Source organism: Magnetospirillum sulfuroxidans, assembly GCF_018224925.1.
GTDB lineage: Bacteria > Pseudomonadota > Alphaproteobacteria > Rhodospirillales > Magnetospirillaceae > Magnetospirillum > Magnetospirillum sulfuroxidans.
The window spans coordinates 30,111-54,355 of sequence record NZ_JAGTUF010000022.1 but is presented as its reverse complement, the minus strand read 5'-3'; the positions used below and the strand labels follow the sequence as shown (position 1 = coordinate 54,355).

The 24,245-nt window shown below is 62.4% G+C and carries 22 protein-coding genes and 1 riboswitch; of the genes, 13 read left to right on the top strand and 9 right to left on the bottom strand.

Features of this window, described 5'->3' with window-relative positions; genetic code table 11:
* Nucleotides 1-263, bottom strand: a 263-nt coding sequence (locus KEC16_RS16955) for an ABC transporter substrate-binding protein (RefSeq protein WP_211551121.1), incomplete at its 3' end; no start/stop codon positions are given.
* Nucleotides 264-663: 400 nt separating this feature from the next.
* Here KEC16_RS16955 and paaX point away from each other — a divergent pair.
* From paaX to KEC16_RS16935, 4 genes are all read left to right on the top strand, one after another.
* Nucleotides 664-1,611, top strand: coding sequence for a phenylacetic acid degradation operon negative regulatory protein PaaX (gene paaX / locus KEC16_RS16950; protein ID WP_211551120.1), 948 nt, complete (start codon nucleotides 664-666; stop codon nucleotides 1,609-1,611).
* A 66-nt stretch (nucleotides 1,612-1,677) separates the two neighbouring features.
* Nucleotides 1,678-2,934 carry a glycosyltransferase family 4 protein gene (locus tag KEC16_RS16945; RefSeq protein ID WP_211551118.1) on the top strand — a complete coding sequence of 419 codons (1,257 nt, stop codon included), beginning with the start codon at nucleotides 1,678-1,680 and terminating at the stop codon, nucleotides 2,932-2,934.
* A 47-nt stretch (nucleotides 2,935-2,981) separates the two neighbouring features.
* Nucleotides 2,982-4,904 carry a polysaccharide biosynthesis protein gene (locus tag KEC16_RS16940; RefSeq protein ID WP_346344123.1) on the top strand — a complete coding sequence of 641 codons (1,923 nt, stop codon included), beginning with the start codon at nucleotides 2,982-2,984 and terminating at the stop codon, nucleotides 4,902-4,904.
* The gene (locus KEC16_RS16935) at nucleotides 4,904-6,892 is read left to right on the top strand and encodes a heparinase II/III family protein (protein WP_211551116.1); all 1,989 of its coding nucleotides are present in this window, start codon (nucleotides 4,904-4,906) and stop codon (nucleotides 6,890-6,892) included. The genes KEC16_RS16940 and KEC16_RS16935 overlap by 1 nt, the downstream gene beginning before the upstream one ends.
* Nucleotides 6,893-6,972: 80 nt before the next feature.
* Here KEC16_RS16935 and KEC16_RS16930 read toward each other — a convergent pair whose 3' ends face one another.
* From KEC16_RS16930 to KEC16_RS16910, 5 genes are all read right to left on the bottom strand, one after another.
* Nucleotides 6,973-7,956 carry a methyltransferase domain-containing protein gene (locus KEC16_RS16930; protein WP_211551114.1) on the bottom strand — a complete coding sequence of 328 codons (984 nt, stop codon included), beginning with the start codon at nucleotides 7,954-7,956 and terminating at the stop codon, nucleotides 6,973-6,975.
* A complete protein-coding gene (gene gmhB / locus KEC16_RS16925; protein ID WP_211551112.1) occupies nucleotides 7,953-8,495 on the bottom strand; it encodes a D-glycero-beta-D-manno-heptose 1,7-bisphosphate 7-phosphatase in 543 nt (180 codons plus the stop codon). The genes KEC16_RS16930 and gmhB overlap by 4 nt, the downstream gene beginning before the upstream one ends.
* A 3-nt stretch (nucleotides 8,496-8,498) precedes the next feature.
* Nucleotides 8,499-9,221: a J domain-containing protein gene (locus tag KEC16_RS16920; RefSeq protein ID WP_211551110.1), complete on the bottom strand. Its 723-nt coding sequence runs from the start codon at nucleotides 9,219-9,221 to the stop codon at nucleotides 8,499-8,501.
* A 103-nt stretch (nucleotides 9,222-9,324) separates the two neighbouring features.
* Nucleotides 9,325-11,844, bottom strand: coding sequence for a bifunctional diguanylate cyclase/phosphodiesterase (locus KEC16_RS16915; RefSeq protein ID WP_211551108.1), 2,520 nt, complete (start codon nucleotides 11,842-11,844; stop codon nucleotides 9,325-9,327).
* A gap of 90 nt (nucleotides 11,845-11,934) precedes the next feature.
* The gene (locus KEC16_RS16910) at nucleotides 11,935-12,885 is read right to left on the bottom strand and encodes a UDP-glucuronic acid decarboxylase family protein (protein ID WP_211551105.1); all 951 of its coding nucleotides are present in this window, start codon (nucleotides 12,883-12,885) and stop codon (nucleotides 11,935-11,937) included.
* 206 nt (nucleotides 12,886-13,091) lie between these two features.
* Between KEC16_RS16910 and ffh the strand changes: the two genes are divergently transcribed.
* From ffh to KEC16_RS16865, 9 genes are all read left to right on the top strand, one after another.
* Complete coding sequence (gene ffh / locus KEC16_RS16905) at nucleotides 13,092-14,459, top strand: signal recognition particle protein (protein ID WP_211551103.1); 1,368 nt, start codon at nucleotides 13,092-13,094, stop codon at nucleotides 14,457-14,459.
* A 44-nt stretch (nucleotides 14,460-14,503) separates the two neighbouring features.
* Nucleotides 14,504-14,878 (top strand): 30S ribosomal protein S16, encoded by a 375-nt coding sequence (gene rpsP / locus KEC16_RS16900; RefSeq protein WP_211551102.1) that lies wholly within the window; start codon nucleotides 14,504-14,506, stop codon nucleotides 14,876-14,878.
* A gap of 6 nt (nucleotides 14,879-14,884) precedes the next feature.
* The gene (rimM, locus tag KEC16_RS16895) at nucleotides 14,885-15,436 is read left to right on the top strand and encodes a ribosome maturation factor RimM (protein WP_211551100.1); all 552 of its coding nucleotides are present in this window, start codon (nucleotides 14,885-14,887) and stop codon (nucleotides 15,434-15,436) included.
* Complete coding sequence (gene trmD / locus KEC16_RS16890) at nucleotides 15,420-16,142, top strand: tRNA (guanosine(37)-N1)-methyltransferase TrmD (RefSeq protein ID WP_211551098.1); 723 nt, start codon at nucleotides 15,420-15,422, stop codon at nucleotides 16,140-16,142. The genes rimM and trmD overlap by 17 nt, the downstream gene beginning before the upstream one ends.
* A gap of 70 nt (nucleotides 16,143-16,212) precedes the next feature.
* The gene (gene rplS / locus KEC16_RS16885; RefSeq protein ID WP_211551096.1) at nucleotides 16,213-16,707 is read left to right on the top strand and encodes a 50S ribosomal protein L19; all 495 of its coding nucleotides are present in this window, start codon (nucleotides 16,213-16,215) and stop codon (nucleotides 16,705-16,707) included.
* A 169-nt stretch (nucleotides 16,708-16,876) separates the two neighbouring features.
* Entirely contained in the window at nucleotides 16,877-18,280 is a 1,404-nt protein-coding gene (gene leuC, locus KEC16_RS16880) for a 3-isopropylmalate dehydratase large subunit (protein ID WP_211551094.1), read from the top strand.
* Nucleotides 18,281-18,291: 11 nt separating this feature from the next.
* Nucleotides 18,292-18,897, top strand: coding sequence for a 3-isopropylmalate dehydratase small subunit (gene leuD, locus KEC16_RS16875; RefSeq protein ID WP_211551092.1), 606 nt, complete (start codon nucleotides 18,292-18,294; stop codon nucleotides 18,895-18,897).
* 151 nt (nucleotides 18,898-19,048) lie between these two features.
* Complete coding sequence (gene leuB / locus KEC16_RS16870; RefSeq protein WP_211551090.1) at nucleotides 19,049-20,155, top strand: 3-isopropylmalate dehydrogenase; 1,107 nt, start codon at nucleotides 19,049-19,051, stop codon at nucleotides 20,153-20,155.
* Between the two features lie 127 nt (nucleotides 20,156-20,282).
* Nucleotides 20,283-21,713: a multicopper oxidase family protein gene (locus KEC16_RS16865; protein ID WP_211551088.1), complete on the top strand. Its 1,431-nt coding sequence runs from the start codon at nucleotides 20,283-20,285 to the stop codon at nucleotides 21,711-21,713.
* A gap of 55 nt (nucleotides 21,714-21,768) precedes the next feature.
* On the opposite strand, the gene folE is transcribed toward KEC16_RS16865, so the two are convergent.
* The 3 genes from folE to metZ are packed head-to-tail and all read right to left on the bottom strand — an operon-like array spanning nucleotide 21,769 to nucleotide 24,108.
* Nucleotides 21,769-22,431, bottom strand: coding sequence for a GTP cyclohydrolase I FolE (gene folE / locus KEC16_RS16860; RefSeq protein WP_211551086.1), 663 nt, complete (start codon nucleotides 22,429-22,431; stop codon nucleotides 21,769-21,771).
* Nucleotides 22,432-22,484: 53 nt separating this feature from the next.
* On the bottom strand, nucleotides 22,485-22,877 hold the full coding sequence (gene apaG / locus KEC16_RS16855) for a Co2+/Mg2+ efflux protein ApaG (protein ID WP_211551084.1): 393 nt from the start codon (nucleotides 22,875-22,877) through the stop codon (nucleotides 22,485-22,487).
* 37 nt (nucleotides 22,878-22,914) lie between these two features.
* Nucleotides 22,915-24,108, bottom strand: coding sequence for an O-succinylhomoserine sulfhydrylase (gene metZ, locus KEC16_RS16850; RefSeq protein WP_211551082.1), 1,194 nt, complete (start codon nucleotides 24,106-24,108; stop codon nucleotides 22,915-22,917).
* Between the two features lie 58 nt (nucleotides 24,109-24,166).
* Nucleotides 24,167-24,244, bottom strand: a riboswitch (SAM riboswitch).
* Between the last annotated feature and the right edge of the window lies 1 nt (nucleotide 24,245).

The following is a 24,245-nucleotide window of genomic DNA, read 5'->3' as shown; positions in this document are numbered from 1 at the left end:
GCGAAGGTCGCCGCCTTGTCCGGCGCTCCGCCGTCGTCATAGATGGTCAGTTCGATCTTGCGGCCCTGAACGCCGCCTTGTTTGTTCAACCGGTCCACATACAGTTCCAGCGTCTTCTTTTCCGGTTCGCCCAGAAACGACGCCGGCCCGGTCACCGACAAAAACGCACCGATCTTGACGGGTTCCGCCGCGTGGGCGGCCCAAGACAGCGCCAGCGTGCAGCCAGCCACAGCCAGCCCGGCAATGGTCTTGAATCCTTGCATCGTCTTTCCTCCCTGCGGTCATTGATGACCATCATGTTTCCACTTTTACCGCTTCAATCGGGTGATTCCGTAACGCAAGTGCGAAAGGAAAAAACCAGATATTCAGCGGAAGAACGGACATAATTCGTTTTTAAGCGCACCTTTTATGATGCTTTTTTAGAATATTTCCGAAGCATATTGTATCGGTTCCAACCTGTCAACGGCGCAGCCAACCCCGATAGTTCTGCATTTCAAAATGCATTCCTTTATAAGGAATATTGAATCGAGTCTAATTTGTCAATCGCGGCTTGGACGGCGGCGGAAACGCCGCGGCGCGCCGGCGCCGATAAAAAGCCGGTTGCGCCGACGGGTGGCTTGGTTAGGATGGGTTTTCAGCATCCACACTGATCGCATTCGCCGCATGAGCGCTAAAACTCGCCTGGACGACATGGTCCAAGCCACTCTGGAACAGCTTCGTCCCAAAGCGAAATCGCTGATCGTCACCGTTTACGGCGACGCGATCTTGCCCCATGGCGGTTCGGCCTGGCTGGGCAGCCTGATCCGATTGGTCGAACCCTTCGGTTTGAACGAACGCATCGTCCGCACTTCGGTATTTCGCCTGTCCAAGGAAGACTGGCTGACATCGTCCCATGTCGGGCGGCGCAGTTATTACAGCCTGACCGATACCGGCCGCCGCCGCTTCGAGGCGGCGCATCGTCGCATCTATTCCTATGCGCGACGCCCGTGGGACAAGCAATGGACCATGGTTTTCACCAACCTGACCGGCACCGAGGGGGAGCGGCGGGACGCCTTGCGCCGTGATCTTGGCTGGCTGGGTTTTGGTCAGTTGTCGCCCGGCGTCATGCTGCACCCCGATCCCGATCAGGCGGCGGTGCGCCAGGCGCTGATCGATGCCGAGGCTGGCGAGCAGGCGGTGGTCATGCGCGCCTCGGCCGAGAATTGGGTGGCGCCCGAGGCCTTGCGCGACGTTATCCGCACCTGTTGGGACCAGGACCGGCTGGCCCAGGATTATCTGGGCTTTCTTGATATCTTCCGCCCGTTATGGCGCGGCTTGGATGGCATGGCCGACCCCGATCCGGAAGTGTGTTTCTTGGTGCGCAGCTTGCTGATTCACGGCTATCGCCGGGCGTTGTTGCGCGATCCCATGTTGCCCGATGAATTGTTGGCGCCCGATTGGCCGGGCGCGGCGGCGCGGCTGTTGTGCCGCAATCTGTACCGCTTGGTCCAAGCGCCGGCGGAACGCCACCTGATGCGGGTTCTGGAAACCGCCGAAGGGCCATTGCCCGAAGCCAATGCCGCCTTTTTCACCCGTTTTGGCGGTTTGACCCAGCCGGGCGAGGCGGCCTGATCCGATTGGCAAGCGGCAGGGGCGCTGTTATGGTCGGCGCCGATGTAACTACGCAGGCTGCCGGCCGTGAAGATCTTGTTCCTGACCGAGAATTTCCCGCCTGAAACCAATGCCGCCGCCACCCGCGTCTACGAACGGGCGCTGTATTGGGAGAAGGCTGGACATCAGGTCACTATTTTGACCTGTGCCCCCAATTTCCCCCAAGGCAAGGTGTATGACGGCTGGGAAAACAGGTGGCGCCAGGTGCAGATGATGGACGGCCTGCGGGTGGTGCGGGTCAAGACCTACATCTCGGCCAATGAAGGCTTCGCCAAGCGCACCGCCGATTTTGTCAGTTTCATGGTGACCGCTTTCACTGCCGGCCTGTTCGAGGACCGGCCCGACGTGGTCATTTCCACATCGCCGCAATTTTTCGCCGCCATTGGCGGCTGGGCTTTGGCCGCTTGCCGGGGCCGCCCCTTCGTCTTCGAACTGGGCGATTTGTGGCCGCGCTCGATTACGGCTGTCGGCGCCATGAAGCCAAGCCCGGTGATCCGCGCCTTGGAAAAACTGGAATTGTTCCTGTATCGCCGCTCGGCGGCGGTGATCGCCCTGACTCAGGCGTTCAAGGCCGATTTGGTGCGTCGCGCCATTGGGGCGGAAAAAATCGCTGTGGTCATCAATGGCGTCGATTTGCCACGTTACGCCCCGCGTCCGCGTGATGAGGAACTGGCCGCCGCCTGGGGGCTATCGGGTAAATTCGTGCTGGGCTATGTCGGCACCCACGGCATGGCCCATGGTCTGATCAACGTGCTCGACGCGGCGGAACGGCTGCGCGATGACGACCGCATCCGCTTTTTGTTCGTCGGCGCCGGGGCCGAACGGCAGATGCTGATGGCAGAGGCGGCGCGGCGCAATCTCGGCAATATCGTCTTCCAGGGCATGCAGCCAAAGGAAATGATGCCGCGCATCTGGTCGTTGTGCGATGTCGCCTTGGTCCATCTCAAGAACGATCCGGCCTTCGCCGAGGTCATTCCGTCGAAGATATTCGAAGCGATGGGCATGGGGTTGCCGCTATTGCTGGTGGCCCCCGAGGGCGAGGCCAGCCGCATCGTCATCGACGATGCCGCCGGATTGTGGGTGCCGGCGGCCCAGCCGCAAGCTTTGGCCGATGCGGCCCGCACCCTGGCCGATGATGGGGGGCGGCGCAATGCCCTGGCGGCGGCTAGTCAGGCCGCCGCGCCGCGTCATTCGCGCGCCTATCAGGCGACGCGGTACATGGATGTGTTGGATCTGGTGGTGGCCGGACAGGGGCCAAGCCGCGCCGGCGCCATCGAGTCCTGACGCAATCCCTTGGACAGCCGCGCCCCCTTACGATAACAGTTGCAGTCATGATGCCTAAATTGACCCTGCACCGCGGGCACATCGCCCTGATCCATGATCTGGTCATGGCCGCCTTGTCTTTTCTGGCGGCGATTTACCTGCGCATGGATGGCACCTGGGTGCCCGGCTGGGATCCGGCCATGCTGGCCTTGGCCACCGCCTTGTTCACCGGAATCGCCGGCGTGTCGTTTCTGACCTCGCGCATGTATAAGGGGGTGTGGCGCTATGCCAGCGTCAACGACCTGCTGACCCTTGCCCGTGGCGCCACCATCACCGTGGTGGCGTTCTATTTGCTGATGTTCCTGGTCACCCGGTTGCAGGATCTGCCGCGCTCGGTGCTGATCATCAATTGGTTGGTATTGTTGGCGTTGCTGGGCGGCCCCCGGTTTTTGTATCGCTCGTGGAAGGATCGCCGTCGCAATGCCAAGCAGGCGGCGGGATCGGATCGCATTCCGGTATTGCTGGCCGGCGCCGGCGATGCCGCCGAGTTGTTCCTGCGCGCCACCACGGCCCCCGATGCCGAATACCGGGCGGTGGGGCTGATCAGTGAAGGCGTCGGCCGGGTCGGTCGCAATATTCACGGCGTCGATGTGCTGGGGGCGATCAGTGATTTCGCCGCCGTGGTCGAGCAATTGCGGGCCAAGGGGCAAGCGCCGCAACGGTTGATCGTCACCGATGATCGCCTGGACGGTTCGGTCATGCGTCGGCTGCTGGATGAATGCGATCGCCTGGGCCTGACCTTGGCCCGCATTCCCCGCCTGACCGATTTGAAGGACGGGGTCGAAGACAAGCTGACCATCCGCCCCATCGCCGTCGAGGATTTGCTGGGCCGGCCGCAAAATCTGCTGGATCGGGCCGGGGTGGCGGCGTTGTTGACCGGCAAACGGGTGCTGGTCACCGGTGCCGGTGGTTCCATCGGTTCGGAACTGGTGCGCCAGGTGGCCGGCTATGCGCCGGAAACCTTGGCTTTGTTCGATGCTGGCGAGTTTAATCTTTACGCTATCGATCTGGAATTGGCCAAGAGCCACCCGCAGCTGTCCCGCCGGCCCATGCTGGGCGATGTGCGCGATGCGGTGCGGGTGCGGGCGGCCATGGCCGAGATCAAGCCGGACGTGGTGTTTCATGCCGCCGCGCTCAAACACGTGCCCATGGTCGAGTACAACCCCGATGAAGGGCTGCTGACCAACGCCATTGGCACCCGCATCGTCGCCGATGCCTGCATTGCATTTGGCGTTGGCGTCATGGTGCAGATTTCCACCGACAAGGCGGTCAATCCCACCAATGTCATGGGGGCAAGCAAACGGGTGGGCGAGATGTACGCCCAGGCCTTGGACATGGCCGATGAAGGCCATACCCGTTTTGTCACGGTTCGTTTCGGTAACGTTTTGGGCTCGACCGGTTCGGTGGTGCCGTTGTTTCAAAAGCAACTGGCCGAGGGCGGGCCACTGACCGTCACCCACCCCGAGATGACCCGTTACTTCATGACCGTGCGCGAAGCGGTGGAATTGGTGTTGCAAGCCTCGGCCTTTGGCATCGCCCATCCGACCTATCGCGGCAAGATTTTCGTGCTCGACATGGGCGAGCCGGTGCGCATCGTCGATCTTGCCCGGCAAATGATTCGTCTCGCCGGTCTGCGGCCTGATCTGGACGTCAAGATCGATTTCACCGGTTTACGCCCCGGTGAAAAACTGTACGAGGAAATCTTCCACGGTTCCGAACCGCCGGTGGCAACCGAAGCCAAAGGCATCTTGGTGGCGTCGCCGCGCTGGGTTGATCGCAACGAATTGGCGCTGTCCTTGGACGATCTGGAGATCGCCTGTCGCAATCACCGGCCGGACCGTGGCGTGGCCATCGTCGGCCGGTTGGTGCCGGAATATTCGCTGTCGGCTGAGGCGCAGGCCTTGGCCCCGACGACGGTGGATGCCGGCTGATGTCCTTGTCCCATCGTCTCAAGACCATCCGCTCGATGCCGGTCAAGGTGGCGGCGGCCAAGGTGGCCGCTGTTTTAGCCAAGCGGCTCAAGCAGCGCCTGATCGGCGCGCTGATGCGCAATCACTGCACCTATCCGCCGTCCTATGGCTTAGTTCCGCTATCGCAACGATTACCGCGTTTGCCGGTAACCGACGGCGATGGCCGTTTGCGCCGGCGGGCCTTGGCGGCGGCGGCGCATCGGTTTGATTTGCTGGGATCGGGATCGGTCAAGCTGACCCAGCCCCTGGCGCAATATCCCGATTGGCGCGAGATTATCGCCGCCGGCCATCATCGGGGCAACCGCAAGCGGTCGGCGCGATTGTTGGCGATGATCGACACGCCGGGCTATGTCCCGGTGGATTGGCAGGTGGATTTCAAATCCGGGTACCGCTGGTCCGCCCATGTCTGGGGCGGCGCCATCGCCTATGGCCACAAGCCGGGGGTGGACGTCAAGCTGCCTTGGGAATTGGGGCGCTTGCAGCATCTGCCACATCTGGCCCTGGCCTATGCCGCCGCGCCGGACGAGCGCTTGGCCACCGAGTTCCGCGATCAGGTGTTGGATTTCCTGGGGGCCAATCCGCCCGGTTGGGGGGTGCAATGGGCCTGTGCCATGGATGTGGCCATCCGGGCCGCGAATCTGGTCTTGGCTTGGGATCTGTTTGTCGCCCATGGGGCCACGTTCACTTTGGAGTTTCAGGAAGAGCTGGCGGCGGCGTTGTCTGCCCATGGCCGCCACATCGCCCATAATCTGGAATGGTCGCCGGCCCATCGCGGCAATCATTACCTTGCCGATATCACGGGCCTTGCCTTTATCGCCGCGGCCTTGCCCCGCAGCCCGGAAAGCGATCTGTGGCTGGTTTTTGCCGCCCAGCAGCTTGAGGCGGAAATCCAGCATCAGTTTCTTGACGATGGGGGTAATTTCGAAGCCTCGACCGCCTATCACCGGCTGTCGCTGGAAATGGTCCTGTTCGCGGTGGCGCTGATCTTGGGGCTGGATGAGGACCGCAAGGCCGCCTTCGCCGAATATGACGCCGGTGCTTGGGGATTGACGCCCAAGCTTGCCCCCGGGCCGATGGCGTGGCCGCCCTTTGGGGCACAGACGCTGGAACGGCTGTCTTTGGCCTTGGGCTTTGCCCGGACGGTCACCAAGCCATCGGGGGAAATCGTCCAGATCGGTGATAACGATTCGGGACGTTTTTTCATTCTGGATACGAATCAATCGCCGCTGGATGTCAGTTCTTTGTGGGCCGATGGGCTGGATGCCATGGTTTTGCGCGGTCTTTCCGGCGGACATCTGCCGTTGTCCGCAAAAGCGGGTGAGCCGGTGACGGTTGCCGCGCGCGCCTTGTCCTTGCCGCTTCCGGCCAGCCGTCTGCGGGTTCAGGTTCCTGATCCCACGGCTTTGGTGGGGCTGACGGCTTTTGCCGCCCCTGCTTTCGGTCTGTACGGCTGGAAGAATGAGCGCAGCTTCATTTCCATTCGTTGCGGTCGCCTGCATGATGGCCGCGGCGCCCACGCCCATAACGATCAGTTGGCGGTGGAAATCGAGATTGACGCGATCGCCTATGCCCGCGATCCCGGCAGCTTCACCTATACGGCTGATTTGGCGACGCGGAATGCCTATCGCTCGGCCTTGGCCCATTTCGTCCCGCGTCAGGCGGGGATGGAGCCGGCGGCGCTTAATCTGGGGCCATTCCGTCTGGACGATACCGCCCAAGCCGAGATGCTGCGTTTCGCCGACCAGGACTTTGTCGGGCGCCACCACGGTTTCGCTGTTCCGGTGTGGCGACGCGTCCGCATCGCCGACGGCGCCATCCTGATCGAGGACGGCCCCGAGGGGGGAGCGGCGGTGGAAACGGCCGAGCAGGTGGTTAGCACGCCAGACGAATTGAACCAGCTGTGGGGGCTAACGCTGCCGTTTTCCCCCGGTTATGGCCTGCGCGCTTAAGCTGCCCCGCCAGGAAATTGGCGAACACGTCTTTGGTTCGCCATTCGGCCGGAGCGTCACCTGTTTTATCCCGTCCTGGATCAGGGCTTTTCCGCTGTCGCCAGTCCGGCGCTGGTGTGAACGTTTTGCAATCCGCATGAGGCCAGCAAGGCCGCCACCACGCGGTGATCCTGACGAATTTCGTGTCGCGGGCCATACCAGTCGAAGGTGTCGAGCAGCGTCCAGGCATATTGCTGGTCGCGGCTTAGGCTGGGGGCATGACTGGCGCAGATAGGGAGGAAATGGTTGATGATGCGGATCTTGCGAATGCCGGCCAGCGCCCGCGACAGCGGGAACAGGGCGGCGACCATGGCCTTGCACAGACCAAGGGTCCAGGGGGTCGGCAGGCGTGGGGTGATCAGGCGCAAGGCGTATTTGGCGAGCTGCAGTTTCGGCCAGAAATCGGCTTCATAGAAATTATAGGCGAGCCGTCCGCCCGGCTTGAGCTGTGCCGGCAAGGCGCGCATCAATCGTTCCGGTTCCGGGGTGTGCTGGATCACCCCCATGCAGAACAGGGCATCAAAGGCATTCTTGCGCAGGGGCAGCGCGAACAGCGACGCCTGGATCGGTTGGACCCGGCCTTGCCAGATCATGGTGGTTTCGCGGCAGGCGTTAACGGCCGCCGACAAATCGACGGAAATCACCCGAGCGCCGTGCTTGGCGGCGATATCGGTGAAACGGCCGGCGCCACAGCCGCAATCAAGGATCAGCTTGTCCTTGATCCACGCCGGATCCCAGCCGGAATCGGCCAGGAAGCGGGTTTCGGACAGGCAATGACCGGACAGGCGGTCAATTTGCAGGCCTTTCCAGTGTTGCCACTGAAAGCCGAAATTGCCGCAATAATCCTGGGCGGCGCCGACGAAGCGCGGGACGCCGTCGCGGATCGGCCATGTGCTGCCGCAGCACAAGCAGGTCAGGGCGCCGTCGATGATTTCCTCATCCATGGCCCAATCCACCGTCAGCGTCAGCGGATTTTCACCGTCGCAATGCGGGCAGACCAGAAGGTCGAGCAGCCAGTGCCTCATGCGGGTTCTCCTAAAATTATCGCCACGGCCGCCGGTAGATCGGCGACGACGTGATCGGCCTTGCTGGTGGCGGCGTATGTTTCGCCGTGGCCCGTCCGCACCAGGAAGGTGGCGGCGCCGATGGCTTGGCCCAGTTCCACGTCCACTTCCTTGTCGCCGATCACCGTGGATAATTTGGGATCGAAACCATGCTCGGCCATGGCTTGTTCGGCCATGCCGGGCAAAGGCTTACGACAGGCGCAGTCGTCGTCGGGACCATGCGGGCAAATATAGATCCCATCCACGGCTGCCCCTTCCGCCGCCAACAATTCGTTCAGGCGAGCGTGAATGGCGTTCAAGCGGGCGAGGTCGAAATAGCCGCGGGCGATGCCCGATTGATTGGTGATGATTGCGATGCCGAAACCGGCCTCACGCAGGCGGCGCAGGGCGGCGGCAACGCCGGGGATCAGGACGATCTGTTCCGGCGCGGACAGGTAATGCTTTTCCACGTTGATGGTGCCATCGCGGTCGATCAGGACGAAGCGGCGAGAGTGCGACACACTTTACTCCTTGAGGAATTCCATGGCTTGGTTCAGCTGGCTCATGCGGCCGTGGCTGCCGTAATTGCTGTCCGGGTGGTGGATGGTGGCCAGCATGCGGAAGCGGGCCCGCACCATGCGGCGGTCGGGTCGGGCGGTGGGGGGGAAGCCGAGCACATGCAAGGCCTCGGCCCGCGAGGTGACGCCATCGGGCAAGGGGTCGAAGGCGAGGACGTTGACGATGGCTTGCAGGCGCACCAATTCCTCGTTCACCGCCGCCAAGGCGTGATGGTCCGGGGCCGGAACTATCGCTTCCGGCTCGGGTTCCGGCGGTGGCGGCGGCGGTGGGGGGGCGTTGGGGTCTTCCAGCTTCAAGGTCAGTTCGCCGCGATCAAGAACCAGGGCCAAGCCCAAGGCGCGGCGAATGGTGACGGCGTCGAAGCCGGGAACCATGCGCACCTGCAAACGGGGTTTGCGTCGCCATGGCCGGCCCTGCGACGGACCGGATTTCAAGATCACTGTTTCGCGGTCGTCGGCTTGCGGATCGCCGGGATCGGCGAAGGCGGCGATGCTGGCCGGCGGCATCACCAGCAAGACCGAGCGGGCGATATCGCCGACATTGACGTGCCGCCGAGTCGCCAAGGCCTCGATGGCGTCGCGGAAATGACTGGAGCAGGCGATGGTATAGGAATGCTTGACCGTCCCGGCCAAGCGGGAAGGGTTTTGTTCTTGTTTGGTGCCGTCCATGACCGGAGGAGTTTCCTCTATCCCTTACAGTGACGAAACGAATAGGCGGTGGGACGGTCCGGCGTCAACTGCAAATGTGGATGCAGCAACTTCTTTTGTAGATTTAGGGGCGGCGAGAGGCGGCGCGTCCGGCGGGGCCAAAGCGCAAACGCTTGCCCTCGGCCAGCAAATGCCCCATTTCAGTCGCGGCGAGGGGGCGCGAGAACAGATAGCCCTGCATCTGATCGCAGCCCAAAGCACGAAGAAAATCAAGGTGTTGGGTGTGTTCGACCCCTTCGGCGATGACTTTCATCTTCAGCGCCTTGGCCATGGCGACGATGGCGTCGACGATGGCGGCGTCATTGGGGTCGGTGATGACGTCCATGACGAAAGAGCGATCGATCTTCAGCTTGCTGATGGGGAAGCGCTTCAATACCGATAGTGACGAATAGCCGGTGCCGAAATCGTCGATGGCGCAGGAAATCCCCATATCCTTTAGGGTTTGGACCACGGCGATGGCGCTGTCGGCGTCACGCATGGCCGAGCTTTCGGTCAGCTCGATCTCCAGATAACGGGGATCCAGGCCGGAATCGCTCAAACTGGTTTCCAGCGCGGTAATCAGGCGGCGGGCATACTGAAATTGGCGCCCCGACACGTTGACCGCCACCGGGATCGGGGCATAGCCGGCATCCTGCCATTGTTTGTTCTGGCGGGCGCACTGGCTGAGCATGGATTCGCAGATGCCGTCGATCAGCCCCGATTCCTCGGCGACAGGAATGAATTCACCCGGGGCGACCATGCCCAGTTCCGGGTTGTTCCAGCGCACCAGGGCTTCCATGCCGACAACGATGCCGGTCAGCAAATCCACCTGTGGCTGGTAATAGGGGATGAATTCGCCATGTTCCAGGCCGCGCCGCAGCTTGTTTTGCAGCGACAGGGTCTTACTGGCCCGCGCGCTCATTTCCTTGGTGAAGAATTGCAGGGTGGCGGGGCCTTGGCTCTTGGCCCGTTGCAGCGCCGCCTCGGCATTCTTGATCAGGGTTTCGGCGTCTTCGCCATCACGCGGGAACAAGGCGACGCCGACCGAGGTTGAGACTTCGAATTCGTCGCCGGCGACGAAAACCGCGGATTGGGCCAAGGCGTGGATGCGTTCGACGGCTTCGGTCAGTTCCCGGCGCGAGGTGTGGCCGGCCAGCAAGACAAGAAAGCGGTCGCCGGAAGCGCGGGACATGACATCGTTGCGGCCCAGTCCGGCCTGAACGATATCGGCGGCGGCGGTCAGCACCTGATCGCCGACCGAATGTCCCATGGTGGCGTTGATGATGCCGAAGCGGTCGATGCCCAAGGACAGGACCGCCAGCAATTGATGTGAGCGGGCGGCGGTTTCGCGCGCGGCGATAAAGCGCTCTAAAAACGCGGTCCGATTGGGGAGCCGGGTCAAGGGGTCGTAATAGGCAAGAAAGGACAGTCGCTGTTCGGCGGTCTTTCTTTCGGTGACGTCCAGCATGACGCCATCCCAGACCACGTCGCCATTGGCGCGGCGGTTCGGGCGCGACTGGCCGCGCAACCAGCGGCGGCGGCGGCCGGCGCCAAAGACGGCCATTTCCTCGTCCAGCGGCTCCAGCGTCTCGGCCGAACGGGCCAGGGCCGCCAGGAACAGTTTTTGCTCATCAACGGTCATGCAATGCAGGAACAGCTCAGGCTCGGCTATCAATTCTTCCGGCTCGACCCCCAGGAAGATGCGGCATCCCTCGCTGACATAGGAAAAGCGCAAGGTGCCGTCGGGTTGCAAAATGCGCTGGAACACCATGCCGGGCATGTTGCCGGCGATGGCGCGCAGGCGCTGTTCGCTTTCCAGCAAGGCATTTTCCGTCGCCTTGCGCTGGGTGATGTCGCGGCCGATGCCGACGAACAGGCGGTGGCCTTCCATGCGCACTTCGCTGGTGGACAATTCCAAGGGAAAGCGCTCGCCGTTCTTGCGCATGCCCTGAAATTCGTGCGGTCCGCCATTGCTGCTGTTGGCCAGCAATTGCGGCGTCGGGTCGGCGTGATCAAGCAATGCGCCAAGGGATTTCCCGGCCAGTTCCGCCGCCGGCCAGCCGAACAGCAATTCGGCGGCGGTGTTGGCGCTGTCGATGATGCCGGCTTCGTCCAAAATCAAGATGGAATCGGCGGCATGTTCCATCAGCATGTCCAGGCGGAATTCCGCCCGGCGGCCGTCGGTGATGTCGATCAGCACCCCGTCCCAGACCACCTGCCCCTGGTCCAGCCGCGGAGTCGAGGCGCCGCGCAGCCAACGCACCTGGCCATCGCGGGTGATGGCGCGGAATTCTTCGGTGCACACGGCCATGACGGCGGCGGAATGGCGGATGGAATCGAGATGACGGTCGCGGTCGGCCCAATGGATGACGTGTAAACAACCGTTGCTGTTGACACCCATTTCCATCGGGGCGAAGCCCAAGACGTTGCGGATGTTGTCGCTGAACCAATCGTAAACAATGGTGCCGTCGGCATTGAGCCGGCGCAGAAAGCCAAAGCCCGGCAGCGACGCGGTCAAGCCGGTCAAACGCGCGGAAAGCAGCTCCGGCGTGGCGGCGGCCGCGCCGATGGGAAGCGTGTCCGAAGCGCTGTGCTTTCCGGTCAAACCGTCACTCCCCCATTACCGCGCCATGCGCCCATGCAGCTTTTTGTCGATGGTATCGGTGAAGGTCGGCCAAGGCAACGGCGCAGTGGTTCAGCCTTGCAGGCGGGCACGGAAATAATCGATGGTGCGAATCAAGCCGTCTTCCAGGGCGATGGTGGGCTCCCAGGACAAAATCTCGCGGGCCTTGCCGATATTGGGCTGGCGCTGCAACGGATCATCGGCGGGCAGCGGCTTGATGATCAAGTCTGACTTGGCCCCGGTGAGGTTGATCACCGCTTCGGCCAACTGGCGGATGGTCATCTCGCGCGGGTTGCCCAAATTGATCGGTCCGGTGATGTCGTCGGGGCTGTTCATCAGGCGGACGAAGCCTTCGATCAGATCGTCGACGAAGCAGAACGACCGGGTCTGACTGCCGTCGCCATAAATGGTGATGGGGCGGCCTTCCAGCGCCTGGACGATGAAATTGGACACCACCCGTCCGTCATCGGGATGCATGCGCGGACCATAGGTATTGAAGATGCGCGCCACCTTAATGCGCAGGCCGTGCTGGCGGTGGTAGTCAAAGAACAAGGTTTCGGCGCAACGCTTGCCTTCGTCATAACAGGCGCGCGGGCCGATGGGGTTGACCGAGCCGCGATAATCTTCGGTCTGCGGATGGACTTCCGGGTCGCCGTAGACTTCCGAGGTCGAGGCCTGGAAAATCTTGGCGCCGATGCGCTTGGCCAGCCCCAGCATATTGATGGCGCCGTGGACGCTGGTCTTGGTCGTCTGCACCGGATCGCGCTGGTAATGCACCGGGCTGGCCGGGCAGGCCAGATTGAAGATTTCGTCCACTTCCAGGTATAGCGGGAAGGTGACGTCGTGGCGGATCAGTTCGAAATAGGGGTTGCCGATCAGGTGGGCGATATTGTCCTTGGTGCCGGTATAGAAATTGTCGACGCACAGCACGTCATGGCCGTCAGCCAGCAGGCGTTCGCACAGATGCGAACCCAAGAAGCCTGCGCCACCGGTCACCAGAACTCGCTTGCGTGCATATTTCATGATTGGCCCCGAAATGCAAAACCATGCGTTCTTAGGCCCGATTGCGCCCGGGGGCAAGGGAGTGCTTGACTCATCACCGTCATCGGGCCTAAAAACCCAACCTCTTCGGAGTTTTCTGGAGAAAACCGTCACCACGGTGACCCGTCAGTCCGCGAATGTACGCGCACTGGCGCGTTTTCGTTTGGGGCGAATCATTAGGGATATCGATGTTCGAAAGCCTTAGCCAACGTCTGTCAGGAGTATTCGACAAGCTCACCGGTCGCGGTGCGCTGTCGGAAGCCGACGTCACCGAAGCGCTGCGCGAAGTCCGCGTGGCGCTGTTGGAAGCTGACGTCGCCCTGTCGGTGGTCAAGGATTTCATCGGCCGGGTCAAGGAACGCGCCGTCGGTCAGGACGTCATCAAATCGGTGACGCCGGGCCAGATGGTGGTCAAGATCGTCCATGACGAGCTGATCAAGACCTTGGGCGCCGATGGTGTCGAACTGAACCTGAACGCGGTGCCGCCGGCCGTTATTTTGATGGTCGGCTTGCAGGGTTCGGGCAAGACCACCACTTCGGGCAAGCTGGCGGTGCGGCTGAAGCGGGACAAGAAAAAGGTCCTGCTCGCCTCGCTCGACGTTTATCGTCCGGCGGCCCAGCAACAATTGGAAATCCTGGCCCGTCAGGCCGAAGTCGGTTCCTTGCCCATTCTCATGGGCGAAATGCCGGTGGCCATCACCAAGCGCGCCCTGGAAATGGGCCGCAAGGAAGGCTACGACGTCGTCATCCTCGACACCGCCGGCCGTCTGCATATCGATCAGGAATTGATGGCCGAGGTCGCCGCCGTGCGCGACATCGCCAAGCCGGTGGAAACCCTGCTGGTCGTCGATGCGATGATCGGCCAGGACGCTGTCACCCTGGCGCATGAATTCAATGAAAAGGTCGGCGTCACCGGCATGGTGCTGACCCGTGTCGATGGCGATGCCCGCGGCGGCGCGGCGCTGTCCATGCGTGCGGTCACCGGCCGCCCGATCAAGTTCTTGGGCCTGGGCGAAAAGCTCGAGGCGCTGGAGCCGTTCCACCCTGACCGTCTGGCCGGCCGTATCCTCGGCATGGGCGATGTCGTCTCCCTGGTCGAAAAGGCCATGGAGACCATCGAGCAGGACGAGGCGGAAAAGCTCGCCAAGCGCATCGAAAAAGGCAAGTTCGACCTCAACGATATGCTGAGCCAGTTCAAGCAAGTCGAAAAGATGGGCGATCTCAAGGGCATCATCGGCATGCTGCCGGGCCTGGGCAAGATGGCCAACCAACTGAAAGACGCCAAGATCGACGACAAGATGGTCGGCCGCCAAAAGGCCATCATCTTGTCCATGACCTTGGCCGAGCGGAAGAATCCCGACCTGATCAAGGCGTCGCGCAAGAAGCGTATCGCCGCTGGTTCGGGCTCTTCGGTGCAGGATGTGAACAAGCTTCTCAAGCAATACCAGCAGATGGCCGACGTCATGAAGAAAGTCGGCAAGCTGGGGCAAAAGGGGCTGATGCGACATGGCCTGGGCGGCTTGATGCCGCCGGGCATGAAAGGGTTCGGCCGCTGAGCGGCGGCCGGTGCGTTCAAGTTTGTAAGCTAAAGGGAATTGATATGGCTCTGAAGATTCGTCTCGCCCGCGGTGGCGCCAAGAAGCGTCCGTTCTACCGTATCGTGGTGGCCGACGCCCGTTGCCCCCGTGATGGCCGTTTCATCGAGAAGGTGGGCACCTACAACCCGCTGCTGCCGACCGATCACGCCGAACGCGTCCTGCTGAACGTGGAAGCGATTCAGAAGTGGCTGGCCGTTGGCGCCCAGCCGACCGATCGTCTGATCCGCGTTTTCGCCGATAAGGGCCTGGTCGCCGCTCCGGTTCGGGCCGAGCAGACCAAGAAGAATCTGCCGAAGGCCAAGGCCCAGCAGCGCGCCAAGGAAGAGGCCGAGCGCGCCGCCGCCGCCGCCGCCGAAGCCGAATCGGCCGCCGAGTAAGTGACGATGACCGCCCGCGTGTGCCCGGCTCGCGTGTGCATCGGCGCCATCGTTGGCGCACACGGGGTTCGCGGCGCGATCCGTGTCAAAAGCTTCACCGCCGATCCCCTTGACGTGGCCGCCTATGGCCCGGTCGAGGACGAGGCGGGGAAGCGCCAGTTCAAGCTGAAGGTGACCGGCGAGGCCAAGGGCTTCGTCCTCGCCACGTTGAACGGGGTCGATGATCGCGACGCGGCCGAGGCGTTGAAGGGAACGGGGCTTTATGTGTCCCGCGACCGCCTGCCGGAAGTGGAAGAGGACGAGTTCCTGTATTCCGATCTGGTTGGCCTGACGGCCTTGGGGCTGGATGGTCAGGTGATCGGCACGGTCAAGGGTGTGGCCAATTTCGGCGCGGGTGATCTGTTGGATATCATCCGTCCGGGCCAAGGCAGCCTGATGGTCCCGTTTACCAAACTGGCGGTGCCGGTGGTGGACATGGCCAAGCGTCAGGTGGTCGTCGATCCCCCGGCCTTCGCCGAGGACGAAGAGAAAGAGGGCGCGGGTGCAAGAGCGGACTGATCCGTGGCATGCCACGGTGTTGACCATCTTCCCCGAGATGTTTCCCGGACCGCTGGGCCTTTCCTTGGCCGGGCGGGCCTTGGCCAAGGGGACGTGGCGGTTGGATGCGGTCAATATGCGCGATCATGCGTTTGACAAGCATCGTTCCGTCGATGACGTCCCCTTTGGCGGCGGTGCCGGCATGGTCATGCGGCCAGATGTTGTGGACGCGGCGATCAAGGCCAATCGGGGGGCAGGGCCTTTGGTGTATATGACCCCGCGCGGGCGGCTGATGGATCAGTCGCTGGTGCGGGAACTGGCGGCGGGGCCGGGGGCGACCATCTTGTGCGGTCGCTTCGAAGGCGTCGACCAACGGGTTTTAGAGGCCAACGAGGCCGTCGAGATATCCCTTGGCGATTTCGTGTTGTCGGGGGGTGAATTGCCCGCCTTGGTTCTGCTGGACGCGGTGGTGCGCTTGTTGCCTGGGGTGCTGGGCAATCAGGACACGCTGGCCGAGGAAAGTTTCGAGTGGGGTTTGCTGGAATACCCCCACTACACCCGCCCCGCCGATTGGCACGGGCGGGAGGTGCCCGAAATTCTGCTTTCGGGTCACCACGAAAAGATACGCGATTGGCGGCAACGCCAGTCCGAGGATGTAACGCGGACACGCCGACCGGATCTTTGGGACCGGTATGCCTCTGCCCGGCGGCGGAACGAAAAACCCTAGGGTTGCTCGGCCGACGCATGGTCTAACAATGCGCCCACCCGGGGTGGTCGCAGGACAAGGAAGTGAAGAGATGAACATCATTGAGCAGCTCGAGAAGGAGCAAATCTCCAAGCTCGTCGAAGGCAAGACCATTCCGGAATTCGCCGCTGGCGATACCGTCAAGGTCAACGTCAAGGTGGTTGAAGGCAACCGCGAGCGCGTCCAGGCTTATGAAGGCGTGGTCATCGCCCGTCGCAATGACGGCCTGAACTCGTCGTTCGTTGTCCGCAAAATCTCCTATGGCGAAGGCGTCGAGCGTATCTTCCCGCTGTATTCGCCCAACATCGCTTCCATCGAAGTGCTGCGTCGTGGCGACGTCCGTCGCGCCAAGCTGTACTATCTGCGCGATCGTCGCGGCAAGTCGGCTCGTATCGCCGAGCAGACCACCGGCTATTCGGCCAAGGTCAGCGCCGGCGAACGTGAAGCCGCCGCCGCCGCCAAGGCCGAAGCCTTGAAGGCGAGCGCCGCCAAGGCCGCCGCCGTGGCCGAAGCCGCCGCCGCCGAGGCTCCGGCCGCCAGCGAGTAATAAGGACAGGCCCCTCCGCTTCGCGGGGGGCTTTTCCCGTGTTTTGCTGTCCCGTCTCCGCCCCCTGGGAAACCCCCAGGTGGGCGGAGGATCGGGACTTTGCTATATCTGGTGTGGTGATGGCAGCGTTCTGCCATCGGGAAGCCTCGTTTCGTCTTAAGGAAGACCCATGTCCAAGCCGCGCACATTGTTCGACAAGATCTGGGACGCCCATTTGGTGGATGTCCAAGATGACGGCACCTGCCTGATCTATATTGATCGCCATATGGTGCATGAAGTCACCAGCCCGCAGGCGTTCGAAGGTCTGCGCCTGACCGGCCGCAAGGTTCGTCACCCGGAACTGACCCTGGCGGTGGCCGATCACAATGTGCCGACCACGGATCGGTCCAAGGGTATCGAGAACGAGGAAAGCCGCATTCAGGTGGAAACCCTGGAAGCCAATGCCCGTGATTTCGCCGTCGAATATCTGCGCATGGATGATATCCGCCAGGGCGTCGTCCATATCGTCGGCCCCGAACAGGGCTTTACCCTGCCCGGCACCACCATCGTCTGCGGCGACAGCCACACCGCCACTCATGGCGCGTTCGGCTCGCTTGCCTTTGGCATCGGCACCTCGGAAGTCGAGCACGTGCTGGCCACCCAGACCCTGGTGCAAAAGCCGGCCAAGAACATGCGCATCACCGTCACCGGCACCGCGCCCGCCGGCGTCACCGCCAAGGACATCGTGCTGGCCATCATCGGCAAGATCGGCACTGCCGGCGGTACCGGCTATGTGGTCGAATTCGCCGGCGAAGCCATCACCAGCCTGTCCATGGAAGGCCGGATGACGGTCTGCAACATGACCATCGAAGCCGGCGCGCGCGCCGGTCTGATCGCCCCTGACCAGACCACCTTCGATTACATCATGGGCAAGCCGCGCGCCCCCAAGGCCGCCGCCTTCGAAGCCGCCGTGTCGTATTGGAAGACGCTGTTCACCGACGCCGACGCGACCTTCGACGCCGAGATCACGCTGGACGCCAGCACCCTGGTGCCGCAGATCACCTGGGGCACCAGCCCGGAAGACGTCATCGCCATCACCGGCACCGTGCCCAACCCGGCCGATATCGCCGATGAAAACAAGCGCCGCGCCGTCGAACGGTCGCTGGAATATATGGGCCTGACCGCGGGGATGAAGGCCACCGACATCGCCGTCGACGTCGTCTTCATCGGTTCGTGCACCAATGGCCGCATCGAGGATTTCCGCGCCGCCGCCGAAGTGTTCAAGGGCCGCAAGGTCGCGGCAAACGTCCAGGCGCTGATCGTGCCCGGTTCCGGTCTGGTCAAGGAACAGGCGGAAGCCGAAGGCCTGGACCAGATCTTCATCGACGCCGGGGCCGAATGGCGCGAACCCGGTTGCTCCATGTGTCTGGCCATGAACGCCGACCAGTTGAAGCCGGGCCAGCGTTCGGCCTCGACCTCGAACCGCAATTTCGAAGGCCGTCAAGGCCGCGGCGGTCGCACCCACTTGGTCAGCCCGGCCATGGCCGCCGCCGCCGCCATCACCGGCAAGTTGTGCGACGTGCGGTCGCTGTAGGGGAAACGATCATGGAAAAATTCACCGTACTCACCGGCGTCGCGGCGCCGATGGCGATGATCAATATCGACACCGACATGATCATCCCCAAGCAATTCCTGAAGACCATCAAGCGCACCGGTCTGGGCAAGAATTTGTTCGACGAGATGCGTTATACCGCCGACGGCGCCGAGGTGCCTGGCTTCGTCTTGAACCAGCCGGCCTATCGCGCCGCCAAGGTTCTGATCGCCGGCAACAATTTCGGCTGTGGTTCGTCGCGGGAACATGCGCCGTGGGCCATCGCCGATTTCGGCATCCGCTGCGTCATCGCGCCCAGTTTCGCCGACATCTTCTTCAGCAATTGCTTCAAGAACGGCATTTTGCCGATCAAGCTGCCGCAAGACGTGGTCGACAGCCTGTCCAAGCAGGCCGAGAACGGCGCCAACGCCACCTTCACCATCGATCTTGAGGCGCAGGAAATCACTGCGCCGGACGGGTCCAAGGTCAAGTTCGACGTCGATGCCTTCCGCAAGCATTGCCTGTTGAACGGTCTGGACGATATCGGCCTGACGCTGATGAAGGACGACAAGATCGCCGCCTTCGAAGCCACGCGCAAGATTTCCAGCCCCTGGCTGTAAGGTGGATTAACCACAGAGACACAGAGGCACAGAGAGGACGTCTTCGTTCTCGATGCTGCGCCTCTCGCCTCTGAGGTCCGATGCGTCATTCTGGCCGGGCATCTCTGTGCCTCTGCGCCTCTGTGCTTCAATTTTCTAAAGAGGTTATCCCATGACCGCCAAGAAACTGCTTATCCTCCCCGGCGACGGTATCGGCCAGGAAGTGATGGTTCAGGTCCGCCGCATCATCGACTGGATGGGCAAGAAGCGGAATATCGCCTTCGACATTTCCGAAGGACTGATCGGCGGCTCCGCCTATGACGTGCATGGCACGCCGCTGCCGGAACAGACCCTGACCGCCGCCATGGCCGCCGACGCGGTGCTGTTGGGCGCCGTCGGTGGTCCCAAATGGGATGATCTGCCGTTCGACAAAAAGCCGGAACGCGGTCTGTTGGGCATCCGCAAGGAAATGGGTCTGTTCGCCAATCTGCGTCCGGCGGTGGTGTTCGACGCCCTGGTCGAAGCCTCGACCTTGAAGGCCGACGTGGTTCAGGGCCTGGACATCATGATCGTGCGCGAATTGACCGGCGGCCTGTATTTCGGCCAGCCGCGCGGCATCGAGACCCTGGCCAATGGTGAACGTAAGGGCGTCAACACCCTGACCTACACCACCAGCGAGATTCAGCGCATCGGCCGCGCCGCCTTCGATCTGGCGCGCAAGCGCAACAAGAAGCTGTGCAGCGTCGATAAGGCCAATGTGCTGGAATGCACGGTGCTGTGGCGCGAAGAGATGATCAAGCTGCAACAGGAAGAATACCCCGACATCGAATTGACCCACATGTACGTGGACAACGCCGCCATGCAGTTGGTGCGCAATCCCAAGCAATTCGACGTCATGGTCACCGAAAACATGTTCGGCGACATCTTGTCCGATTGCGCCGCCATGCTGACCGGTTCCTTGGGCATGCTGCCGTCGGCAAGCCTGGGCGCCGCCGATGCCAATGGCAACCGCAAGGCGCTGTACGAGCCGGTGCACGGTTCCGCCCCGGACATTCAGGGCAAGGACATCGCCAACCCGCTGGCCACCATCTTGTCGTTCGCCATGTGCCTGCGCTATTCGTTCAACATGGACGCGGAAGCCGACATGATCGAAACCGCGGTCAAGAATGTCTTGAAGGGTGGTTTGCGCACCGCCGACATCATGGCGCCGGGCAAGGCCAAGGTATCGACCACGGTGATGGGCGAATCCATCATCCGCGAATTGGAAAAGATGGTCTGATCCATCGTTAGGTTAACGGAAAACCCGCCGCAAGCGATTGCGGCGGGTTTTTTGATGGCCGCCTGTTGCTGGACGCACTGTTATTGCTTATCATTCGCACATTATGCGGTGGTGGGGAGAAAACGACATGCGGTACCAATTCCGGACATTGTCCCGGCGCGGTTTGATGACGGAAATGCTGGGATTGGCGGGGGTTTCCCTGCTGCCGTCGCCGCTGTTGGCAGCGTCGTCGGCGTCGGCGGCGGCGGCGCCGATCGTGCTGGAATCGCAAGAGACGCCGTTCGTGCTGCCCGGTTGTTCGGCGCCGTCAACCCTGTGGTCGTACAAGGCCGGCTGGCCGGTGGAAGTGCGATTGAAGCGCGGCCAGATGTCGCATTTGTTGCTGCGCAACCAGCTCAAGGACCACACCTCCATCCACTGGCACGGCGTCCGGGTGCCGCTGGCCATGGATGGCGTTCCCTACATCACCCAAGACCCGGTGAAGACCGGCGATGAATTTCTGTACAGCTTCGCCCCGCCCGATCCGGGAACCTTTTTCTTCCATCCTCATTGCATGACCGCCGAGGCTTTGGGCCGTGGTCTGGCGGGGGTGCTGGTCGTCGAAGACCCGCGCGAGGATGGGCTGTTCGACCAGGACCACACTTTGGCGGTCAAGGATTGGCGGGTCGGCCAGGATGGCGCCTATCAGGCCTTCGTCACCGATCGCGGCGCCGCCCGTGCCGGAACTTTCGGCAGTCGGCGCAGTATCAATGGCGGTTCGCCGCCGGTCATCACCGTGGCGCCGGGCACGCGTTTGCGTTTGCGTCTGCTCAATCTGGACGTCACCCGCATCATGACCCTAGAGGCGACGGGAGCAGCAGTGGCGGTGATCGCCACCGACGGCAACGCCTGTCCGCCCTTCCCGGTGACGGGCTGGCGGTTGGGGCCGGCCATGCGGGTCGATCTGGCGCTGACGGCGCCGACCAAGGCCGGGACCAAGGTGTTGATCCAAGATAGCTGGGGGCAAGAGCCGTTCACCCTGGCCACGGTGGTGACCGAGGGGGTGGCTCGGCGGCGCGACAATCGGCCGTTGATCCTGCCGGCGGCGGAATTGCCGGAACCGGATTTGTCGGATGCCCAGGTTTTTCCGTTGTCGCTGCAAGCCGGGGTGTCCGATCCGGCGCTGGATGCCTGGCTGAAGGACAATCGCTTCGGCGACGAGGCGTTGTGCCGCAGCGACAAATTGTTCTGGGCCATCAATGGCAAAGCTTGGCCGGCCATGGACATGGACAAGCGCCCGCCGCCCCTGGCCGAGTTGAAATCCGGGCGCACTTACGTGGCCGAGATCGCCAACCATACCCAGCATCCCCATCCGGTCCATCTGCACGGCCACACCTTCCGGGTCGAATCGTCCAGCCGGGGACCGACCCGGCGGCAATGGGTGGACACCGTCCTGGCTGCCCCGGATGAACGGGTGCGCATCGCCTTTGTCGCCGGTGAGCCGGGCGATTGGATGTTGCATTGCCACATCATCGAGCATCAGGAAACCGGGATGATGGGCTATATCCGGGTGACCTAAACCGTGATGCGCAGTCAAGCCATCACGGTCTCGGCGGTCGGGATCAGCCGATCACTCAGGCGTTGGACAGACCGCCGCCGTGTTGGCCTTGGATCAGCGACATGAATTCCTTACGGGTCGGCGGATGGTCGCGGAAGACGCCGAGCATGCGGCTGGTGACCATGGTGACGCCGGGTTTGTGGATGCCACGGGTGGTCATGCATTGATGCGCCGCCTCGATGATCACCGCCACCCCCTTGGGCTGTAACACCTCGTTGATGGTGTTGGCGATTTGAGCGGTCAGTTTTTCCTGGATTTGCAGGCGTTTGGCGAAGACCTCGACGACACGGGCAAGCTTGGAGATGCCGACCACCCGGCGGTCGGGCAGATAGGCGACATGGGCCTTGCCGATGATCGGCACCATGTGATGCTCGCAATGGGATTCCAGGCGGATGTCGCGCAAGATCACCATTTCGTCATAGCCATCGGTTTCCTCGAAGGTGCGGTTGAGCATCTCCACCGGGTCGAGGTCATAGCCGGCGAAGAATTCTTCGTAAGAGCGCACCACGCGATCGGGGGTGCCCAACAAACCTTCGCGTTCCGGATCGTCGCCCGCCCATTCGATCAGCGTGCGAACGGCGTGTTCGGCTTCGGCGCGGCTGGGGCGTCGCCGGCTCAGGGTGTCGGTATCCTTGGAATGCGGCGGGGTCTGGCTGTTCACATCGGGCTCCTGGGTCATGAACGTGCCCCCCTCATGTGGCGCTGCCCCAGGGGCAATGCAAGACCGTGTCGTCAATTCAAGCGGATGGCCTGATGCGGAGAATCCAGGGAAAATGCCGGGATGGCGACATCGAAGGTGGCGCCGTCGGCGGCCTGCATCTGGTAGGTGCCGGCCATGATTCCCGACGGGGTCGAAAGCGGCGTGCCGCTGGTATATTCGAACGAATCGCCCGGTTGCAGCACCGGCTGTTCGCCGATGACGCCGGCGCCTTGCACTTCTTGCAGGCGTCCCAGCGCATCGGTGATCTTCCAGTGGCGGCTTTTCAACTGCACGGTCTCGGCCCCGCGATTTTCAATGCGGACGTGATAGGCCCAGACATAGTGATTTTCCGTTGGCGATGACTGGTCTTCCAGATAATCCGGCCGGACCGTCACCTGAATGCCGCGGGTGGTTTCAGAGTACATAATCGTGCTTCCACGCCCAGATTGACCTAAGCCTCTATCATAGGCCGCTTTGCAGGGCCAAGGCCAGATCGTCGATGAGATCATCGGCATCTTCCAATCCCACCGACAGCCGGATTAGCCCTTCGGTGATGCCTTGGGCCAGCTTGGCTTCGGGACTGAGACGCTGGTGGGTGGTGGTCCAGGGATGGCAGGCCAAGCTTTTGGCGTCGCCCAGATTGTTGGAAATGTCGATGACCTCAAGCCCGTTCAGCAACGTGTAGGCGGCCTGCTTGCCGTCCTTGAGGGCAAAGGCGACGATGCCGCCGAATCCCCGCATTTGCCGTTTGGCCAAAGCGTGCTGCGGGTGACTTTCCAGGCCGGGATAAAGCACACGGGCGATTTCGGGGCGGCTTTCAAGGAAAAGGGCGATCTTCAACGCGTTGGCGGCGTGACGTTCGACCCGCAGGTCCAAGGTTTCCAGGCCCTTTAGCAGCACCCAGGCATTGAAGGGCGACAGCGCCGGGCCGGTGTGGCGCAGATAGGGGCCCAACACATCGTCACAGAATTGGGCGCTGCCGAGGACAGCCCCGCCCAGACAGCGGCCCTGGCCGTCGATATGTTTGGTGGCCGAATAAACCACCACATCGGCGCCCAATTGCAGCGGGCTTTGCAAGACCGGGGTGGCAAAGACGTTATCGACGACGACGCGGGCGCCGGCGGCATGGGCCAATTCGGCCACCGCCGGCAGGTCGATGATTTCCAGCGTCGGGTTCGACGGCGTTTCCAGAAACACCAAAGCGGTGGGCTGGGACAGGGCGGCGCGCCACTGATCCAGATCGGTGCCATCGACGAAGACCGCCTGAACGCCGAAGCGCGGCAGCAGGTCGCCAATGATCCAGGTGCACGAGCCGAACAGGGCGCGCGGCGCCACCACCCGATCGCCGGCCTTGACCTGACAGACGATGGCGGCATGAACGGCGGCCATACCCGAAGCGGTGGCTCGGCAGGCCTCGGCCCCCTCGATCGCGGCCAGGCGTTCTTCGAACATGGCGACGGTGGGATTCTTGAAGCGGGAATAGACCATGCGGTCCAAGGTGCCGTCGAAGCTTTGCTCCGCTTCCTCGGCGCTGCCATAGACAAAGCCGGAATTCATGAAGATGGCTTCGCTGGTCTCGGAAAAACCGGTGCGGGCGGTGCCGGCACGGACGGACAATGTCCGCGGGCGCAGGGTGCGGGTGGTGATCTTGGTCATATTTGGCCCCTTCGGCACGATGAACCTGACCGGGGCAAGGCGGCGACACAGACTTTGCGGAGTCGCGCCGTGAGCCTCTTTAGCGTTTGTTTAAGGTGGCCGCAAGCCGGTCGGACAAATCACCACCAGGGAAATAC

Coding starts and splice junctions, on each gene's coding strand:
- paaX (WP_211551120.1), top strand. CDS start 664: ATGAGCGCTAAAACTCGCCTGGACGACATGGTCCAAGCCACTCTGGAA.
- KEC16_RS16940 (WP_346344123.1), top strand. CDS start 2,982: ATGATGCCTAAATTGACCCTGCACCGCGGGCACATCGCCCTGATCCAT.
- KEC16_RS16935 (WP_211551116.1), top strand. CDS start 4,904: ATGTCCTTGTCCCATCGTCTCAAGACCATCCGCTCGATGCCGGTCAAG.
- KEC16_RS16930 (WP_211551114.1), bottom strand. CDS start 7,956: ATGAGGCACTGGCTGCTCGACCTTCTGGTCTGCCCGCATTGCGACGGT.
- KEC16_RS16920 (WP_211551110.1), bottom strand. CDS start 9,221: ATGGACGGCACCAAACAAGAACAAAACCCTTCCCGCTTGGCCGGGACG.
- KEC16_RS16910 (WP_211551105.1), bottom strand. CDS start 12,885: ATGAAATATGCACGCAAGCGAGTTCTGGTGACCGGTGGCGCAGGCTTC.
- ffh (WP_211551103.1), top strand. CDS start 13,092: ATGTTCGAAAGCCTTAGCCAACGTCTGTCAGGAGTATTCGACAAGCTC.
- rpsP (WP_211551102.1), top strand. CDS start 14,504: ATGGCTCTGAAGATTCGTCTCGCCCGCGGTGGCGCCAAGAAGCGTCCG.
- rimM (WP_211551100.1), top strand. CDS start 14,885: ATGACCGCCCGCGTGTGCCCGGCTCGCGTGTGCATCGGCGCCATCGTT.
- rplS (WP_211551096.1), top strand. CDS start 16,213: ATGAACATCATTGAGCAGCTCGAGAAGGAGCAAATCTCCAAGCTCGTC.
- leuC (WP_211551094.1), top strand. CDS start 16,877: ATGTCCAAGCCGCGCACATTGTTCGACAAGATCTGGGACGCCCATTTG.
- leuD (WP_211551092.1), top strand. CDS start 18,292: ATGGAAAAATTCACCGTACTCACCGGCGTCGCGGCGCCGATGGCGATG.
- leuB (WP_211551090.1), top strand. CDS start 19,049: ATGACCGCCAAGAAACTGCTTATCCTCCCCGGCGACGGTATCGGCCAG.
- KEC16_RS16865 (WP_211551088.1), top strand. CDS start 20,283: ATGCGGTACCAATTCCGGACATTGTCCCGGCGCGGTTTGATGACGGAA.
- folE (WP_211551086.1), bottom strand. CDS start 22,431: ATGACCCAGGAGCCCGATGTGAACAGCCAGACCCCGCCGCATTCCAAG.
- apaG (WP_211551084.1), bottom strand. CDS start 22,877: ATGTACTCTGAAACCACCCGCGGCATTCAGGTGACGGTCCGGCCGGAT.
- metZ (WP_211551082.1), bottom strand. CDS start 24,108: ATGACCAAGATCACCACCCGCACCCTGCGCCCGCGGACATTGTCCGTC.